This window comes from Martinezella sp. CNPSo 3795, assembly GCF_057784475.1.
This window is the reverse complement of the sequence record NZ_JBXSOQ010000016.1, coordinates 62,658-79,927: the sequence shown is the minus strand read 5'-3', so window position 1 is coordinate 79,927 and position 17,270 is coordinate 62,658. Positions and strand designations below refer to the sequence as shown.

The following is a 17,270-nucleotide window of genomic DNA, read 5'->3' as shown; positions in this document are numbered from 1 at the left end:
CTCCTTGGCCATTCGGCCGGGTCAATCTCACTCCGCCGCCGCAACCTTCTTCACCGGGCGCCGCTCCAGCAACTCCTTCAGGAACTGCCCCGTATAGGAGCGCTTTTCCTTGACAATCGTCTCCGGCGTGCCGACAGCCACGATCTCGCCGCCGCCATCACCGCCCTCCGGACCGAAATCGAGGATCCAGTCGGCAGTCTTGATGACTTCGAGATTGTGTTCGATGACGACAACCGAATTTCCTTGATTGACCAGTTCGTGCAGCATCTCCAGAAGCTTGGCGACATCGTGGAAGTGCAGCCCGGTTGTGGGCTCGTCGAGGATGTAGAGCGTGCGGCCGGTCGATCGCTTCGACAGCTCCTTGGCTAGTTTGACGCGCTGCGCCTCGCCACCCGAAAGCGTATTGGCCTGCTGCCCGACCTTGATATAGCCCAGGCCGACGTCCTTCAGGCTCTGCAGCTTGTCGCGCACGGCGGGAACGGCCGCGAAGAAATCGACGCCTTCCTCGACCGTCATGTCGAGCACATCGGCGATCGACTTGGTCTTGAAGGTGACGTCTAGGGTCTCGCGATTGTAGCGCTTGCCGTGGCAGACGTCGCAAGTGACGTAAACATCGGGCAGGAAGTGCATCTCGATCTTGATGACGCCGTCGCCCTGGCAAGCCTCGCAGCGGCCGCCCTTGACGTTGAAGGAGAAACGGCCGGGCTGATAGCCGCGCGCCTTGGCTTCCGGCAATCCGGCGAACCAGTCGCGGATCGGAGTGAAGGCGCCGGTATAGGTCGCCGGATTCGAGCGCGGCGTGCGGCCGATCGGTGACTGATCGATATCGATGACCTTGTCGATATGCTCGAAACCGTCGATACGGTCGTGATCGGCGGGGATCTCGCGCGCACCCATGACGCGGCGTGCCGCCGACTTGTAAAGCGTCTCGATCAGAAAGGTGGACTTGCCGCCGCCGGAGACGCCCGTCACGGCGGTGAACACGCCGAGAGGGATGGACGCCGTGACATTCTTGAGGTTGTTGCCTCTCGCGCCGACGACCTTGATTTCCTTGCCCTTCTTGGGCTTGCGACGCTCGTCCGGAACCGGCACGCCGAGCTCGCCGGACAGATATTTACCGGTCAGTGACTTCGGGTTCGCCATGATGTCCTGCGGCGTACCGTGCGCCACCACCTGGCCGCCATGCACGCCGGCCGCAGGGCCGATATCGACGACATCGTCGGCCGTCAGGATCGCATCCTCGTCATGTTCGACGACGATCACTGTGTTGCCGATATCCCGCAGGTGCTTCAGCGTTTCCAGCAGGCGGGCATTGTCGCGCTGATGCAGGCCTATCGACGGCTCGTCGAGAACGTAGAGAACGCCAGTGAGACCAGAGCCGATCTGCGACGCCAAGCGGATGCGCTGGCTTTCGCCGCCGGAAAGCGTGCCGGAATTGCGCGACAGGCTCAGATATTCGAGGCCGACATCGTTGAGGAAGCGCAGGCGATCGCGGATTTCCTTGAGGATGCGGACAGCAATCTCGTTCTGCTTGTCAGTGAATGTTCCCGGCAGCGCGTCAAACCAGTCGCGGGCAACGCGGATCGACATCTCCGCCACCTGGCTGATGTGCAGCTTGTCGATCTTGACCGCCAGGGCTTCCGGTTTCAGGCGATAGCCGTTGCAGGCCGGGCAGGGGGCGGCCGACATGAAGCGTTCGATCTCCTCGCGCGCCCAGGCGGAATCCGTTTCCTTCCAGCGGCGCTCGAGGTTCGGCACGATGCCTTCGAAATTCTTGTGCGTGGTGTAGGAGCGCGCGCCATCGGCATAGTGGAATTCTATCTTGTCTTCCGTGCCGTTCAGAATGACATCCTTGGCCTTGTCGGACAGCTCGTTCCAGCGATTGCCGAGCTTGAAGCCGTAGTGCTTGCCGAGCGCCTCCAGCGTCTGATTGTAATAGGGCGAGGTCGACTTGGCCCAGGGCGCGATCGCGCCATCGCGCAGCGTGCGTTCGGGTTCCGGCACGATCAGTTCCGGATCGATTTTCTGCTGCGAGCCCAAACCGTCACAGGACGGGCAGGCGCCGAAGGGATTGTTGAACGAGAACAGGCGCGGCTCGATTTCCGGAATAGTGAAGCCGGAAACCGGGCAGGCAAATTTCTCCGAGAAAAGCACGCGCTCATGCGTTTCGTTCAGCGACTTGTTGGCTGAGCCGCCGGCAGCGGTCTCCTCCGGCGGCAACGGCTTGTCGGCGAATTCCGCGACGGCAAGACCGTCGGCAAGCCGCAAAGAGGTCTCGAAGCTGTCAGCGAGACGCGCCGCCATATCCGGACGTACGACGATACGGTCGACGACCACATCAATGTCATGCTTGTATTTCTTGTCGAGCGCCGGCACATCGGCAATCTCGTAGAACTGGCCGTCGACCTTGACGCGCTGGAAGCCCTTTTTCATGAGCTCCGCCAATTCCTTCTTGTATTCGCCCTTACGCCCGCGCACGAGCGGTGCCAGAATGTAAAGTCTGGTGCCCTCCTCATAAGCGAGAACGCGATCGACCATCTGGCTGACCGTCTGGCTCTCGATCGGCAGGCCCGTCACAGGCGAATAGGGAACGCCGACGCGGGCAAACAGCAGACGCATATAGTCGTAGATTTCCGTGACCGTGCCGACCGTCGAGCGCGGATTGCGCGAGGTCGTCTTCTGCTCGATCGAAATCGCCGGCGAGAGGCCGTCGATCTGGTCGACATCCGGCTTCTGCATCATTTCGAGGAATTGGCGTGCGTAGGCCGAAAGGCTTTCGACATAACGGCGCTGGCCCTCGGCATAGATGGTGTCGAAGGCGAGCGACGATTTCCCGGAGCCGGAAAGGCCGGTCATGACGATCAGCTTGTTGCGTGGCAGGTCAAGATCGATGCCCTTGAGATTGTGCTCGCGCGCACCACGTATGGAAATAGTCTTCAGTTCGCTCATCGTCGTATGCAGGTCCCTTGGAGTCTGCCTTTATTTAGTGATGTCAGCCCGCGAGTCGAGGCTGAAATGAAGGGTAGAGCCGGGTTTTCGATTCCGTTGACATCATCATAGGGATAAATTAGAACAAATAAAGAACAAAATTATTGCGGCGATTTCTTTGTGGATGAACGGAACTGGGAAGGCCGCATAAATAGCACCTGACAGCCGCTATGGGTTAAGGTGCGCAGATAGAATTTCAAAGCCGTCGATGGGCGGCAAGCAGGGTGATGTCATGGCCGGTAGTGTGAACAAGGTAATTCTGATTGGAAATCTCGGGGCGGACCCGGAAATCCGCCGCACGCAGGACGGCCGCCCGATCGCCAACCTCAACATTGCCACGTCGGAAACCTGGCGCGACCGCAATTCCGGCGAGCGCAAGGAAAAGACCGAATGGCACCGCGTCGTCATCTTCAATGAAGGCCTCTGCAAGGTCGCCGAGCAGTATTTGAAGAAGGGCGCCAAGGTCTACATCGAAGGAGCGCTGCAAACCCGCAAATGGCAGGACCAGAACGGTCAGGACCGCTACTCGACGGAAGTCGTGCTGCAGGGCTTCAATTCGACGCTCACCATGCTCGATGGCCGTGGCGAAGGCGGCGGCTCCATCGAAGGCGGCAGCCGTGGCGGCCGCGGCGGCGGTGACTTTGGCGGTGGTTACGGCGGCGACTACGGTGGCGACGATTACGGCCAGTCCTCGTCGCAGGGCTCTTCCCGCGGCAGTGGCGGCAACCGTGGTGGTGGCAGCCAGGGCGGCGGCAACTTCTCGCGCGATTTGGATGATGATATCCCGTTTTGAGATCGGTGCAGTTGCTTGATCTTTAAAAGCCCGCCCGCTTGGCGGGCTTTTTCATGAAAGGACCAGCGCCGCTTTTGCCCCATCCACGACGAACTGCGCGGCAAGCGCCGCAAGGATAACCCCGAGCAGGCGGGTCAGAATGGCGCGGCCGGTGGCGCCCAGCATTCGGTCGAGCCTGTCGGAAATGGCAAGGGCCGCAAAGACCAGGGCCAGATTGACGGCGATGACGCCGATCAATTGCGCTCGGTCGAGCGTCGTCTGCAGCGAGCCGGCCAGCAGGATTGTAGCCGAGATTGCACCGGGACCGGCGATCAAGGGCAGGGCGAGAGGGAAAACCGCGATATTGCGGATATGATCCTTGGTAATGGCGACTTCCGTCGTCTTCTCTTTCCTGTCCTGCCGCCGCTCGAACACCATCTCGAAGGCGATCCAGAAGAGCAGCAACCCGCCGGCAATGCGAAAAGCGCCGATCGAGATGCCAAGCACGCCAAGCACGCTCGCGCCGAACAGGGCGAAGGCAGCCAGGATGAAAAAGGCGATCAACGATCCGCGCAGCGCCACCTGCTTGCGCTCCGAACGGTTCATGCCAGCCGTAAGCCCGATGAAAAGCGGTGCGAGCCCCGGCGGATCGACAGTGACAAGCAGAGTCGTGAAGGCATTGATCAGCGTATCCGCGCTCGCCATATAGTCCCCAGAGCTTATTCTGTCGTTGTTAGCGAGCATTGTTATGCGAGGAATGGGCTTTCGCAAAGGGTCATGCATCCGCGTCGATGGATTTCGCCATGGAAATGTTCGATTCCATGGCTTAAAGGGGCAAAACCTGTTCAAAAACACCGGCCCAAATTGGCGCTCGCCAGGCCTTTCGGCTATAAATTTCGCAGTGATTCTAAAAGAGATCGTGATCTGTTTTGACTGAGCAAACACCACCCGGCGGCGGGAAGCTCCCGCCAGGCATCGAGCCGATTTCCATCATGGAGGAAATGCAGCGGTCCTATCTCGATTACGCCATGAGCGTGATCGTCAGCCGCGCGCTTCCCGACGTCCGTGATGGTCTGAAGCCCGTTCATCGGCGCATCCTTTATGCGGCGCATCAGAGCGGCTATCACTGGAACCGCAAATATGTGAAGTCGGCCCGTCCCGTCGCTGACGTCATGGGTAGCTACCACCCGCACGGCGACGCCTCGATCTACGACGCCTTGGTCCGCATGGCGCAGGACTGGTCGATGCGGGTGCCGCTCATCGACGGGCAGGGCAATTTCGGCTCGATCGACGGCGATCCGCCGGCGGCGATGCGTTATACGGAATCGCGCCTGACGAAGGTCGCCCACGAACTTCTTGAGGATATCGACAAGGAAACGGTCGATTTCCAGGAAAATTACGATGCGACGACGGAAGAGCCGAAGGTTCTGCCGGCACGCTTCCCGAACCTGCTGGTCAACGGCTCGGGCGGCATCGCCGTCGGCATGGCGACGAACATTCCGCCGCACAACCTCTCCGAAGTCATCAATGGCTGTATCGCGCTGATCGATAATCCGGCAATCGAGCTGCCTGAGATGATGGAGATCATCCCCGGTCCGGATTTCCCGACCGGTGCGAAGATCCTCGGCCGCGCCGGCATCCGCTCCGCCTATGAGACGGGCCGCGGCTCGGTTGTCATGCGCGGTGTCGCGACCATTGAGCCGATGCGCGGCGATCGCGAGCAGATCATCATCACCGAGATTCCCTATCAGGTGAACAAGGCGTCGATGATCGAGAAGATGGCCGAACTCGTGCGCGAGAAGCGCATCGAAGGCATCTCGGATCTGCGCGACGAATCCGACCGCCAGGGTTATCGCGTTGTCGTCGAGCTGAAGCGCGACGCCAATGCCGATGTCATCCTGAACCAGCTTTATCGCTACACGCCGCTGCAGACCTCCTTTGGCTGCAACATGGTGGCGCTGAACGGCGGCAAGCCGGAGCAGATGAACCTGATGGACATGCTGCGCGCTTTCGTGGCGTTCCGTGAGGAAGTCATCAGCCGCCGCACCAAGTATCTGCTGCGCAAGGCGCGCGATCGCGCCCACGTCTTGGTAGGTCTGGCCATTGCCGTCGCTAATATCGACGAAGTCATCCGCGTCATTCGGCAAGCGCCCGATCCGCAATCGGCCCGTGAAGAGCTGATGACGCGCCGCTGGAATGCAGCGGACGTCGAATCGCTTATCCGGCTAATCGATGACCCGCGTCACCGCATTAATGAGGACGGCACCTACAACCTCTCGGAAGAGCAGGCCCGCGCCATTCTCGAGCTGCGTCTGGCACGCCTGACCGCTCTCGGCCGTGACGAGATCGATGAGGAACTCAATCAGATTGGTGCCGAGATCAAGGACTACCTTGATATTCTCTCGTCGCGTGCCCGCATCCAAACCATTGTAAAAGAAGAGCTTGCTGCGGTTCGCGACGAATTTGGGACGCCGCGCCGCACCGAGATCGTCGATGGCGGCCTCGAGATGGACGACGAGGATCTGATCGCCCGCGAGGACATGGTCGTCACCGTGTCCCATCTCGGCTATATCAAGCGCGTGCCGCTGACCACCTATCGTGCGCAGCGGCGTGGCGGCAAGGGCCGCTCCGGAATGACCACCCGCGACGAGGATTTCGTTACCCGGCTATTCGTTCTCAATACACATACGCCGGTTCTGTTCTTCTCGTCCCGCGGTATCGTCTACAAGGAAAAGGTCTGGCGTCTGCCGATCGGCACGCCGACATCGCGCGGCAAGGCACTGATCAACATGCTGCCGCTGGAACCCGGCGAACGCATCACCACGATCATGCCTCTGCCGGAAGATGAGGATAGCTGGGACAATCTCGACGTCATGTTCACGACGACGCGCGGAACCGTGCGCCGCAACAAGCTGTCGGATTTCGTGCAGGTCAATCGCAACGGCAAAATCGCCATGAAGCTCGAGGAAGAGGGTGATGAAATCCTCTCCGTCGAGACCTGCACCGAACACGACGACGTGCTGATGACGACGGCGCTCGGCCAGTGCATCCGCTTCTCGGTTTCGGATGTGCGCGTCTTTGCCGGCCGCAACTCCATCGGCGTTCGCGGCATCAGCCTTGCATCCGGCGATCGCATCATCTCGATGACGATCGTCCGCCACGTGGATGCCGAGCCGTGGGAGCGCGCGGCCTATCTCAAACGCTCCGTCAGCGAGCGCCGCTCCGCAACGGGCGATGACGAGGAGATTGCGCTGGTCGGCGAAGAAGTCACCGAAGAGGGACAGCTCAGCGATGAGCGCTACGAGGAGCTCAAGGCGCTCGAGCAGTTTGTTCTGACCGTTTCGGAGAAGGGTTTCGGCAAGCGTTCGTCTTCCTACGATTTCCGTATCTCCGGCCGCGGCGGCAAGGGTATCCGCGCCACCGACACGTCGAAGACGGGCGAGATTGGCGAGCTTGTTGCTGCCTTCCCGGTCGAGGACGGCGATCAGATCATGCTTGTCTCGGATGGCGGTCAGCTGATCCGCGTGCCCGTCGGCGGCATCCGCATCGCCAGCCGCGCCACCAAGGGCGTCACCATCTTCTCGACCGCCAAGGATGAGAAGGTCGTCTCTGTCGAGCGTATCAGCGAGCCGGAAGGCGATGAGGACGATGCTTCGGCAGCCGAGGATGACGCCGCTGCCGGTGAAGCAGGAGGTGCCGGTAGCGAGGGTGGCAGCGAAGAATAGTCTTCGCTGTGCCTACTCGGAAAGGGTTCGGCAGGACCATCTGGGAGCTGAAGATTTTCAATCGCATGAGCTTGGCAGCTGGCTCATGCGATTGTCATTTGGAGCATGGCCTGCCCGGATCTGGCGGCCATTTCCCAACCCGTTATTCCGGGCGTTCGTAGTTTTGCGAAAAAGGCGGCAGAACCTCGAGGCTCTCCCGATCCAGCTGCGCGAAAACCTCATCATAGCCAAAGCGGAAATGCCAGCCGAGGACCGCGCCCGCAGATTTCGACGCGTAGATGCGATCAATTCTGTCAGGCAGCAACCAGTTTCGCTGTGCAAATTTGGCGGCAAGGCCAGGCGCGCGCAGCTGGATGATGGAGGCGGCGTCCACCGCGAGCGCCTCGCAATCTTCCGGTTTGAACAACGTGCCGGCGGAAACAATATGTCGTTGAAAATCTTTGCCGCCATTCGTCAGCGCCGCGACATGGGCATCCGCGACATCGCGGATATCGACACCGCGATGCAGGCGATGAATAGCCATTACATTGGCTGTTTCTGGAAAACTTCGAGACATGCGTAAAACGCGGACCTGCAAATCCGGGCCAGTCATCCCTTTAAGGATCTGCTCGGCTTCCAGTTTCGTGCGGTGATAGATGCTTTTCGGTTGCGGTACGGTGTCTTCATCGACCCATGTGCAATGACCGGGAGCAACGGCGCGACCATAAAGTGCGGTCGTGCTGGTAAATACCAGTCTCTTAACGCCGGCAGCCAGTGCCGCTTCCGCAAGCTGCCGTGTTCCGTCCACATTGATGCGGCGAAATTCATCGTCGGAAACCGCGCCGACATGAGGGGCATGCAGGGCCGCGCAATGGATGACTGCATCCGCACCCGTCAGCGCCTGGCGCAGCAACGCCGCATCGGCAAAATCTCCGAGGAGATGCGTCGTCGAAAACGGTGAACGATCGATGCCAATCACCCTATGGCTTGGCGCCAGCGCATTAAAGATCGCCCGGCCAAGTCGCCCGGAGCTGCCTGTCAGAACAACGCGCATCTCGATCCCTCGATGAACCGCGATCATCATAGCATGATTGAAGCGGCTGGCGCTCTTTCCCTTGCAAAATCACGATTTTGCGTCTTTGCGGCAGGGCCTGAAGGGAAAGCGCCGGGACCATAATGGTAATAAAAAACCGGACGCTGGCGGGGAAAGCGTCCGGTTCAGGGTCCATCCGAGCATATGGCGGGAAGAGATGCTCGGTACGCGGAGATCAGAGCGTCTTGTGACGCTTATGCAGCCTCTTGCTCTCTTCGCTTTCGCGATGAAGCGCCGAAATGGTGGATGCGACTGACACGACAAACATGATGCTGATGAAAAGTGTAAGCAGCGTCAAAATTGTGAACATGATCGCTCCCTCCTTTGGTGGGACTAGCGTTCAGATCCCTTAGTACTGGCTCGAGGCAACGAAGGGACGAGCCGAAGCAAAGGGACCGTAGATCTTCGACTGGTCGGGTTTCTGATCGTAAAGCGCAATGGTTGCTGCGAGCATTCCCGAAATCATGGCCATCCAAACAACGTTAATGAGGGTGATCTTGTCGGGCATACTCTTCTTCCTTCTTGCCGCAATATGCGATCTGAGTTTCGGACTGTTAACGCGGCGTTTCCCAAATGGTTCCGCCGATATTGAGAGCTATCTAGCAATGCGCGTCTGAAGCGACCTTGAATGCCTTGTTCATCTGGCGTTCAGATTCGCGATGCGTCCTGCGCATAGCAGTGGCGATTTCTTGGGCAAAATCGATGTCCTTGCCGCTTTCCGAGGCGGAATCCCATTCGATCTCATAATTGTCGGCGAAAAGATGAACGAGATATTCGAGGAAAAATGAACCGATGATGGCGCCTGCGATAATGAAGACGAGCATAGCATGATGTCCCTGAAATCGAGATCGGCGAGCCATTGAAGCAGGCCCGTTTCGATGTTGATGTCAGTAAAGCATTGTCGAGCTGAAACGGGCTTGAACGGCGCGTTCATCTGCAGTTCAGAGGCGGCCGCTGGGTTGCAAATCACTTGCGATACGGCCTCATCCATGACAAAAGGCGTCGAAACAACGAGCCGGCTTGGTAATGACGACAGCCTTCTATCCTGGGTCCTTCGACCCGATGACCAACGGACATCTGGATGTCCTCGTGCAGGCGTTGAACGTCGCCGCCAAGGTGATCGTCGCGATTGGCATTCACCCCGGCAAGAAGCCGCTTTTCTCCTTCGAGGAGCGGGCGGAGCTCATCCGCAGATCGCTCGGTGAGGCTCTGCCGCAAAAGGCGGGCGATATTTCCGTCGTCGCTTTCGACAATCTGGTCGTCGATGCCGCCCGCGCCCATGGCGCGACCTTGCTGGTGCGTGGCCTGCGCGATGGCACCGATCTCGATTATGAAATGCAGATGGCTGGCATGAACAGGCAGATGGCGCCGGATATCCAGACGCTGTTCCTGCCTGCCGGTACGGCCTCTCGGCCCATAACCGCCACATTGGTGCGGCAGATCGCATCCATGGGTGGCGATGTCAGCGCCTTCGTGCCGTCAGCGGTTCTGGAAGCGCTGAACGGCAAACTCAAAAATAAGGCCAGCGGCAACAGCTGAGCCGAAATACAATCCCGAACGGAGCATCCATGAAACTCTTTCATATTGCATTGGCAGGATTCCTGAGCCTTGCCGCCTTCGCAGGCAGCGCGTTCTCGGCCGCAGCCGCAGATCTTTTGACCATCCAGCTCAAGGACGGCCCGGTGGTCATCCAGTTGATGCCGGAAGTTGCTCCGAAGCATGTCGCGCAGATCGAAGCGCTGGCGAAGAAGGGCGCCTACGACAACGTCGTCTTCCATCGCGTCATCGATGGCTTCATGGCTCAGACCGGCGACGTCCAGTACGGCAATGCCTCCAAGGGTTATGATGCGAACAAGGCCGGCACCGGTGGTTCCGATCTGCCGAACCTTCCGGCAGAATTCTCCAAAGTTCCGTTCACGCGCGGCACTGTCGGCATGGCGCGCGCCCAGGACCCGAACTCTGCCAATTCGCAGTTCTTCATCATGTTCGCCAATGGCGATTTCCTGAACGGCCAGTACACGGTCGTCGGCAAGGTCATCTCGGGCATGGAGCTCGTCGACAAGATCAAGCGCGGCGAAGGCCAGAACGGCGAAGTGACCAACCCCGACAAGATGATCAAGGTTACTGTCACCAAGAAGTGATTTCACGGGCGTGATTCCAAAAGGCGCGGCGCGGCTTTTGGATGAGATCGCGCCAAGGCCAAGCTGCATGATCTGGTTACGATCGTGCGCAAACAGAGAGAACAAGGAAACGAACATGGCTGAGATCAAGGATCCAGAAAACACCCTCATCCTGGAAACCACCAAGGGCCAGGTTGTCATTCAGCTTCTGCCGCAGGTTGCTCCCGAGCATGTCGCCCGCATCAAGGAACTTGCGCGCGAGAAGGCGTATGATGGCGTCGTCTTCCATCGCGTCATCGACGGCTTCATGGCCCAGACCGGTGATGTCGAGCATGGCAAGGTTGGCGGTAACACCGCTCGCGCTGGCACCGGTGGTTCGGCTAAGCCCGACCTGAAGGCTGAATTCTCCGCAACGCCGCACGTTCGCGGCACGTGCTCGATGGCCCGTTCGCAGAACCCGAACTCGGCCAACTCGCAGTTCTTCATCTGCTTTACGGACGCTCCGTGGCTGAACAAGCAGTACTCCGTTTGGGGTCAGGTCATCTCCGGCATGGAATTCGTCGACCAGATCAAGCGCGGTGAGCCGGTAAAGGATCCGGATTCGATCGTATCCGCGCGGGTTGCCGCCGACGTCTGATCGTGATTATTCCTGAAACCCGCCTCTTGCGCCGCTAGCGTGAGGGGCGGGTTTCGCTTTGCCTAAATGAACTGCCTGGACCAATTGAATGCGTGTTGACCTTTTCGATTTCGATCTGCCGGAGGAGCGTATCGCGCTCAGGCCCGCCGAGCCGCGCGATAGCGCGCGCCTGCTCGTCGTCGATCCAAACGATGGTGCCAACACGCTGAGTGACCATCGGGTGCGGGATCTCCCATCCTTCCTGCGCCCCGGCGATGCCGTTGTCTTCAACGATACCAAGGTGATACCGGCGCAACTGGAAGGCATTCGCCATCGCGAGGGTGCCCCCGGACAGCAGGTCTCGGCCACCTTGCACATGCGTGCCGCGCCGGATCGCTGGAAGGCCTTTGCCAGGCCCGGAAAACGCATCAAGATCGGTGACCGCATCCAGTTCGGCCACGGCGAAAATGTCTGCGTTCTGGACTCACTCGATGCGACTGTCGAGGAGAAGGGCGAGGGCGGCGAAATTACTCTGCGGTTCGATCTATCCGGCCCAGCGTTGGACGAAGCGATCACCGCGGTCGGGCATATTCCCCTGCCACCGTATATTGCAGCGAAGCGCCCGGAAGACGAGCGCGATCGCGCCGATTACCAGACGATCTATGCGCGCGAAGAGGGCGCCGTCGCGGCACCGACCGCCGGCCTCCATTTCACGCCGTCTCTGTTTGCCGCACTCGACGCCATTGATGTCGAGCGGCATTTCGTGACGCTGCATGTCGGGGCTGGTACCTTCCTGCCCGTTAAGGCCGACGATACCGATGATCACAAGATGCATTTCGAGATCGGCTATGTCGATGTCGAAACCGCTGCAAAACTCAATGTCGTCAAGGCGAGGGGCGGGCGCATCGTCTGTGTCGGAACCACCTCGCTGCGGCTGATCGAAAGTGCCGCCGCTGACGATGGCACCATCCAGCCTTGGCAAGGTGCTACGGGCATATTCATCACGCCCGGCTATCGCTTCAAAGCCGTCGACATGCTGATGACCAATTTCCACCTGCCGCGTTCGACCTTGTTCATGCTCGTATCGGCCTTTGCCGGCCTCGATACGATGCGCGCGGCCTATACCCATGCTATCGAGACGGGCTATCGCTTCTATTCCTATGGCGATGGCAGCCTGCTCCACCGGAAAGACTAGGACGAAATGAGCGAGAGCTTTCAGTTTCAATTGAAGAAGACCGATGGCGGCGCGCGCCTCGGCGAAGTTTCCATGCCGCGCGGAACCATCCGCACGCCGGCTTTTATGCCTGTCGGCACTGTCGGCACCGTCAAGGCGATGTATCTCGACCAGGTGCGCGAAACCGGCGCCGATATCATTCTCGGCAATACCTATCATCTGATGCTGCGTCCGACAGCCGAGCGCGTCGCCCGCCTCGGTGGTCTGCATCAGCTGATCCGCTGGCCGCATCCGATCCTCACCGATTCCGGCGGATTTCAGGTCATGTCGCTTTCGGGCCTGCGCAAGCTGGATGAGCAGGGCGTTACCTTCAAGTCGCATGTCGACGGCAGCCTGCATCATATGTCGCCCGAGCGGTCGATCGAGATCCAAGGCCTGCTCGATTCCGATATCCAGATGCAGCTCGACGAATGCGTCGCTCTGCCGGCAACGCCGAAGGAGATCGAGCGTGCCATGGAAATGTCGCTGCGCTGGGCGGAGCGCTGCAAGGTCGCCTTCGGCAACCAGCCCGGCAAAGCGATGTTCGGCATCGTCCAGGGCGGCGATGTGCCGGAGCTTCGCGTCCGGTCGGCTCAGGCGCTGAGCGGCATGGATCTGAAGGGCTATGCGGTCGGTGGCCTTGCCGTCGGCGAGCCGCAGGAAGTCATGCTGCGCATGCTTGAGATCACGCTTCCGGAACTGCCGGTAGATAAACCGCGCTATCTGATGGGTGTCGGCACACCGGACGACATCCTCAAATCCGTCGCTCGCGGCATCGATATGTTCGATTGCGTGATGCCGACCCGCTCGGGCCGTCACGGACTGGCCTTTACCCGTCGCGGCAAGGTCAATATCCGCAATGCCCGCCATGCCGAAGACATGCGCCCGCTCGACGAGCAGTCGAACTGCCCGGCCTCGCGGGATTATTCCCGCGCCTACCTGCACCATCTTGTCCGCGCCAACGAAGCGCTCGGCGGCATGCTGCTCTCCTGGCACAATCTTGCCTACTATCAGGAACTGATGCAGGGCATCCGCCAGTCCATCGCCGAAGGCCGCTTTGCCGATTTCATGGCTGAAACGATGGAGAACTGGGCGAGGGGCGATCTCGAACCGGCGTGATCCAGCTACGCTGAGGATACGCTACGCGATCTTGCTCCTCTGGCGATTTCGCGCTAACAGAAGCCTGTCGAAAAAGGCAGGGTTGGTTTCGGTAGGCCCAACCCCTTCCAGCCTGGAAGCACTGCTCCTTGCCATTGGTGATGAGAGCCCGCGACGCGGAACTTGACCATTGTGGTCGAGTGTCCCGCGTTGGCGTGGGCCGGATCGACCGACATGTCTCCGCGGGAAAGCCTTTTGGAGCTGTCATGAGACTGAACCACCTGGATCTGTATGTTCCCGATGTCGCCGCGACGCGGGATTTCTTTATTTCCGTTTTTGGCCTGAGGGAGGTGGAAACGCGAGGCGCAAATGGCCTTGCCATCCTTCGCGATGATGCCGGGCTTGAACTTGTCATCAGTCGGCCTGTCGAGAAGTTCGGCGGTGCCGATGGCGTTTCCGTCGGTTGCAATACCTATCATATCGGCTTCATGCAGCCCTCTCGAGAAGCCGTCGATCTGTTGTTCGAACGGGCGAAATCGAGCGGCTGCGAGATCTGGAAACCACCTTCGGCCATACGTGGCAATTGGTCGTTTTATTGTTTCGCGCCGGGGCGAATCCTCGTCGAGGTCGGCTGGCGCATGGAGCTTGCTCTGTTGGTAAATCATTTATTATCGATTGATTGCTATCCTTAACAAACATCATTTTGAGCCGGCTGGAACGGGCTTGCTTTGGGCAATTTCCGTTTCCGGCCATGTTTCAAAGTGAGCTCGACGACAATAAAGCATTGGGAAAAATAGCGAATCGGAATAAACGGTCCATCCGCCTTTGAAAAACGTCATTGGCTGATTTGATTGCGTGGCTGCTTGGAATTTTGAAAAAATCCGGCTAAAACGCATTCTCTTAATCGATAAGGGCTGTACTACCGAAAATAGGAGGCACTTGCCGTTGAGGGCGCAACGCAAATTCGGGGCATGTCTTTCGGGACTATTGGTTGTCGGCCTAGCCGCTACCAGCTGCACGACGACGCAGAAGACAACAGCTACCCCCAGCAATACCACCAAGCCCATTCGTGGCGCGAAGGTTACCTATAATTACACGATGAAGGACAAGGACTGTCTCGAACGTGCAATGTACTTCGAATCGGAGCGGTCCGACCCGAGTGGTTACATGGCAGTCGGTACGGTCGTGATGAACAGGCTGACCTCCGGGGCCTATCCGCCCACGATCTGCGGCGTAGTTGCCCAGGAAAAGCAGTTCGCGCCAGGCGTGATGACCAGGGAAGTCAAGGATCAGGCAAAGCCAGATCTCGAAGTTGCTGCCTCGAAGATCCTGCGCGGCGAACGGCATCCCCAGGTGAAGGACGCGATGTTCTTTCATACTGAGGGCCTGAGATTCCCGTACGACAATATGCACTACGTCGCTTATGCCGGCGGTAACGCGTTCTATGAGAAGCGTGGTCGCGATGGCGAATTGCAGACGCCTGCGCCGCTTCCGGCTTACGAGGTTGCGATGAATTATGTGCCCACGCAGGGCGCGCCGCAATCTCCGTTTGTGCTGCCGGAAACGCAGCCGGCGTCCACGACGTCTGCCGTTGCGGCATTTACGCCGGTCTCGAACCCGATGGTGACCATGCCGCAGAGCGCCATCGTTATCCCAACTGCAGTTCCGATCCCGACGCCCGCGCCTACGGACATGGCAATTTCAGGACCACTTCCGAACGGCGAGACCACGTACACGAATACGCCTATGCCGGCTTCAACGGTCGTCATCCCGCAGCCACGGCCGGAATTCGACGGCAATACGTCTGCAGGAAATCCGCTTAGAATTCGCGGTTAATAAGATCCGGCCTAAGCCCTATGACAGCGCGTCTCTCCTTTGAGACGCGCTGTTTGCGTTTGGGGGGTGAGCAATATGCCTCAGATACCCTCGCTCGCCGTTTTGGCAAGAATTTGCACGCCGTTGATCTTATAGCTGCCGTCGGGCTGGCGGGTGATTTGATAGATCGCTGTCCAGTCCTTGTCATCGGTGCCGGTGATCAGCACCTCCTGATAGACGACGGCACCGTTGTCGATCGCTCGGCTCTTGCCGAAGGCGTAGTTGCCCGGGTGGTAGACCGGCAGATAGTTCTTCCTCACCATGGCGAAGAAGCTGTCCTTATCCGGGAAGAGCGCCTTGATGCCGGGTGCGGCGAAGGAATAGGCGGTCGCCGCATCATCCTGCAGAAAAGCCTCGATTTGTTGCTCAATGAGGCTCTGTGCCGTTTGCACCGGATCTTCCGCGTAAGCGACCGGCATAAAGGCAAAGCAGCAGAGAAAAACGGCGAAAGAAAAAGCGCGCATGTGCATCCTCAGCCATGTGAGAAGAGCTTAGCGCGCTTTGATCTCAAGCAGAAGCGATTACTGCCAGCGGCGGAAGAGGGCGCTGGCGTTGACGCCGCCAAAGCCGAAACCATTGGAGATCGCATAGTCCATGGCCATCGGTCGCGCGGTGCTACCGACGATGTCGATGCCTTCCGCCGCCGGATCCGGATCCTGTAGATTACGGGTCGGCGGCGCTATCTGGTCTCGCAGAGCCATAATCGTGAAGATCGCTTCCATGCCGCCAGCGGCGCCCAGAAGATGGCCGGTCGCCGCCTTCGTACCGCTGACGGCAACCGCACCGTCACGGCCGAAGACGGTTTTGATGGCTTCCATCTCGCCTCGGTCGCCGACCTGGGTCGATGTCGCATGCGCATTCAGATGCTTGACCTCCGCCGGCGAAATGCGAGCCTGGGAAAGTGCCGCAAGCATGGCCCGGCGCGCACCATCGCCATCTTCCGGCCCTGCCGTCATGTGATAGGCATCGGCGGCAGTGCCATAACCGACAAGCTCGGCCAGCGGCGTGGCGCCACGCGCAAGGGCGTGCTCCAAGGTCTCGATGACAAGCATGCCGGCACCTTCACCCATGACGAAGCCGTCACGCCCGCTGTCGAATGGGCGGGAGGCTTCTTCCGGGCGGTTGCTGAAGCCGGTCGAGAGAGCACGCGCTGCAGCGAAGCCGCCAAGGCTCACTTTGTCGATGCAGGCTTCGGCACCGCCGCAGATGGCGACATCGGCCTCTCCGGAGCGGATCAGCCGCGCGGCATCGCCGATCGCCTGCACGCTGGCCGCACAGGCGGTGACTGGCGCACCGAGCGGCCCCTTGAAGCCATAGCGGATACTCACCTGGCCAGCGGCGAGGTTGACGAGGAAGGAGGGGATGGTGAAGGGTGACAAACGCCGCACGCCTTTCGTTTCCGCCGTGCGAACCGCATCAGCGATGGCGGGAAAGCCACCGACGCCCGATGCAATGATCGTGGCCGTCCGTTCCAGAGCGCCGACGTCAGTCGGTTGCCAGCCGGCCTGCAGGATTGCCTCTTCGGCGGCCGCCATGGCAAATTGGATGAACCGGTCCATCTTTTTCTGGTCTTTGACCGGCACATAGCGGTCGGCGTCGAAGCCGGCTTCGAGGTCCTCCGATATATCGGGAACAACACCACCGATCTTGGCGGTGAGATCACCTACCATTTCCTCAGGCAGCAGCCTGAGGCCGGAACGCCCCTCGACCAGCCGCTTCCAGCTTGCATTGACACCCACGCCCAGGGGAGAAACCAGTCCCATGCCGGTGACGACGATACGATCCATGTCT

17 protein-coding genes are annotated in these 17,270 nt (G+C 59.6%); 9 read left to right on the top strand and 8 right to left on the bottom strand.

Annotation, left to right across the window (positions count from 1 at the left end; translation table 11 throughout):
• Window positions 1-27: 27 nt before the first annotated feature.
• Complete coding sequence (uvrA, locus tag AC13QY_RS29470) at window positions 28-2,949, bottom strand: excinuclease ABC subunit UvrA (protein ID WP_113389619.1); 2,922 nt, start codon at window positions 2,947-2,949, stop codon at window positions 28-30.
• 271 nt (window positions 2,950-3,220) lie between these two features.
• Here uvrA and AC13QY_RS29465 point away from each other — a divergent pair, with 271 nt between their 5' ends.
• Window positions 3,221-3,781, top strand: coding sequence for a single-stranded DNA-binding protein (locus AC13QY_RS29465; protein WP_113333802.1), 561 nt, complete (start codon window positions 3,221-3,223; stop codon window positions 3,779-3,781).
• A gap of 51 nt (window positions 3,782-3,832) precedes the next feature.
• Here AC13QY_RS29465 and AC13QY_RS29460 read toward each other — a convergent pair whose 3' ends face one another.
• Window positions 3,833-4,465, bottom strand: a complete 633-nt coding sequence (locus AC13QY_RS29460; RefSeq protein ID WP_113333775.1) for a MarC family protein — start codon at window positions 4,463-4,465, stop codon at window positions 3,833-3,835.
• Between the two features lie 224 nt (window positions 4,466-4,689).
• Between AC13QY_RS29460 and gyrA the strand changes: the two genes are divergently transcribed.
• Window positions 4,690-7,485 (top strand): DNA gyrase subunit A, encoded by a 2,796-nt coding sequence (gyrA, locus tag AC13QY_RS29455; protein ID WP_069612165.1) that lies wholly within the window; start codon window positions 4,690-4,692, stop codon window positions 7,483-7,485.
• A gap of 142 nt (window positions 7,486-7,627) precedes the next feature.
• Here the strand turns inward: gyrA and AC13QY_RS29450 are convergent, their stop codons facing one another.
• The 4 genes from AC13QY_RS29450 to AC13QY_RS29435 form a co-directional block, all read right to left on the bottom strand.
• Window positions 7,628-8,518, bottom strand: coding sequence for an NAD-dependent epimerase/dehydratase family protein (locus tag AC13QY_RS29450; RefSeq protein ID WP_113352678.1), 891 nt, complete (start codon window positions 8,516-8,518; stop codon window positions 7,628-7,630).
• 214 nt (window positions 8,519-8,732) lie between these two features.
• Window positions 8,733-8,867: a hypothetical protein gene (locus AC13QY_RS29445; protein WP_257713997.1), complete on the bottom strand. Its 135-nt coding sequence runs from the start codon at window positions 8,865-8,867 to the stop codon at window positions 8,733-8,735.
• A 39-nt stretch (window positions 8,868-8,906) separates the two neighbouring features.
• Window positions 8,907-9,065 (bottom strand): hypothetical protein, encoded by a 159-nt coding sequence (locus AC13QY_RS29440; protein ID WP_167669546.1) that lies wholly within the window; start codon window positions 9,063-9,065, stop codon window positions 8,907-8,909.
• A 91-nt stretch (window positions 9,066-9,156) separates the two neighbouring features.
• Window positions 9,157-9,381: a hypothetical protein gene (locus tag AC13QY_RS29435; RefSeq protein ID WP_488494370.1), complete on the bottom strand. Its 225-nt coding sequence runs from the start codon at window positions 9,379-9,381 to the stop codon at window positions 9,157-9,159.
• A 202-nt stretch (window positions 9,382-9,583) separates the two neighbouring features.
• Between AC13QY_RS29435 and coaD the strand changes: the two genes are divergently transcribed.
• From coaD to AC13QY_RS29400, 7 genes are all read left to right on the top strand, one after another.
• The gene (gene coaD / locus AC13QY_RS29430; protein ID WP_015339888.1) at window positions 9,584-10,096 is read left to right on the top strand and encodes a pantetheine-phosphate adenylyltransferase; all 513 of its coding nucleotides are present in this window, start codon (window positions 9,584-9,586) and stop codon (window positions 10,094-10,096) included.
• 29 nt (window positions 10,097-10,125) lie between these two features.
• Window positions 10,126-10,698, top strand: a complete 573-nt coding sequence (locus tag AC13QY_RS29425) for a peptidylprolyl isomerase (RefSeq protein ID WP_488494369.1) — start codon at window positions 10,126-10,128, stop codon at window positions 10,696-10,698.
• A gap of 115 nt (window positions 10,699-10,813) precedes the next feature.
• A complete protein-coding gene (locus AC13QY_RS29420; protein ID WP_152096159.1) occupies window positions 10,814-11,314 on the top strand; it encodes a peptidylprolyl isomerase in 501 nt (166 codons plus the stop codon).
• 88 nt (window positions 11,315-11,402) lie between these two features.
• Window positions 11,403-12,488, top strand: a complete 1,086-nt coding sequence (gene queA / locus AC13QY_RS29415; protein WP_488494368.1) for a tRNA preQ1(34) S-adenosylmethionine ribosyltransferase-isomerase QueA — start codon at window positions 11,403-11,405, stop codon at window positions 12,486-12,488.
• A 6-nt stretch (window positions 12,489-12,494) separates the two neighbouring features.
• The gene (gene tgt, locus AC13QY_RS29410) at window positions 12,495-13,625 is read left to right on the top strand and encodes a tRNA guanosine(34) transglycosylase Tgt (RefSeq protein ID WP_488494367.1); all 1,131 of its coding nucleotides are present in this window, start codon (window positions 12,495-12,497) and stop codon (window positions 13,623-13,625) included.
• Window positions 13,626-13,870: 245 nt separating this feature from the next.
• A complete protein-coding gene (locus tag AC13QY_RS29405; RefSeq protein WP_113352537.1) occupies window positions 13,871-14,296 on the top strand; it encodes a VOC family protein in 426 nt (141 codons plus the stop codon).
• A gap of 253 nt (window positions 14,297-14,549) precedes the next feature.
• Window positions 14,550-15,440, top strand: coding sequence for a cell wall hydrolase (locus tag AC13QY_RS29400; RefSeq protein WP_113352536.1), 891 nt, complete (start codon window positions 14,550-14,552; stop codon window positions 15,438-15,440).
• An 80-nt stretch (window positions 15,441-15,520) separates the two neighbouring features.
• Here the strand turns inward: AC13QY_RS29400 and AC13QY_RS29395 are convergent, their stop codons facing one another.
• Window positions 15,521-15,943, bottom strand: coding sequence for a DUF4864 domain-containing protein (locus tag AC13QY_RS29395; RefSeq protein WP_113333784.1), 423 nt, complete (start codon window positions 15,941-15,943; stop codon window positions 15,521-15,523).
• 57 nt (window positions 15,944-16,000) lie between these two features.
• Window positions 16,001-17,266 (bottom strand): beta-ketoacyl-ACP synthase II, encoded by a 1,266-nt coding sequence (gene fabF, locus AC13QY_RS29390; RefSeq protein ID WP_113352535.1) that lies wholly within the window; start codon window positions 17,264-17,266, stop codon window positions 16,001-16,003.
• Window positions 17,267-17,270 lie beyond the last annotated feature (4 nt).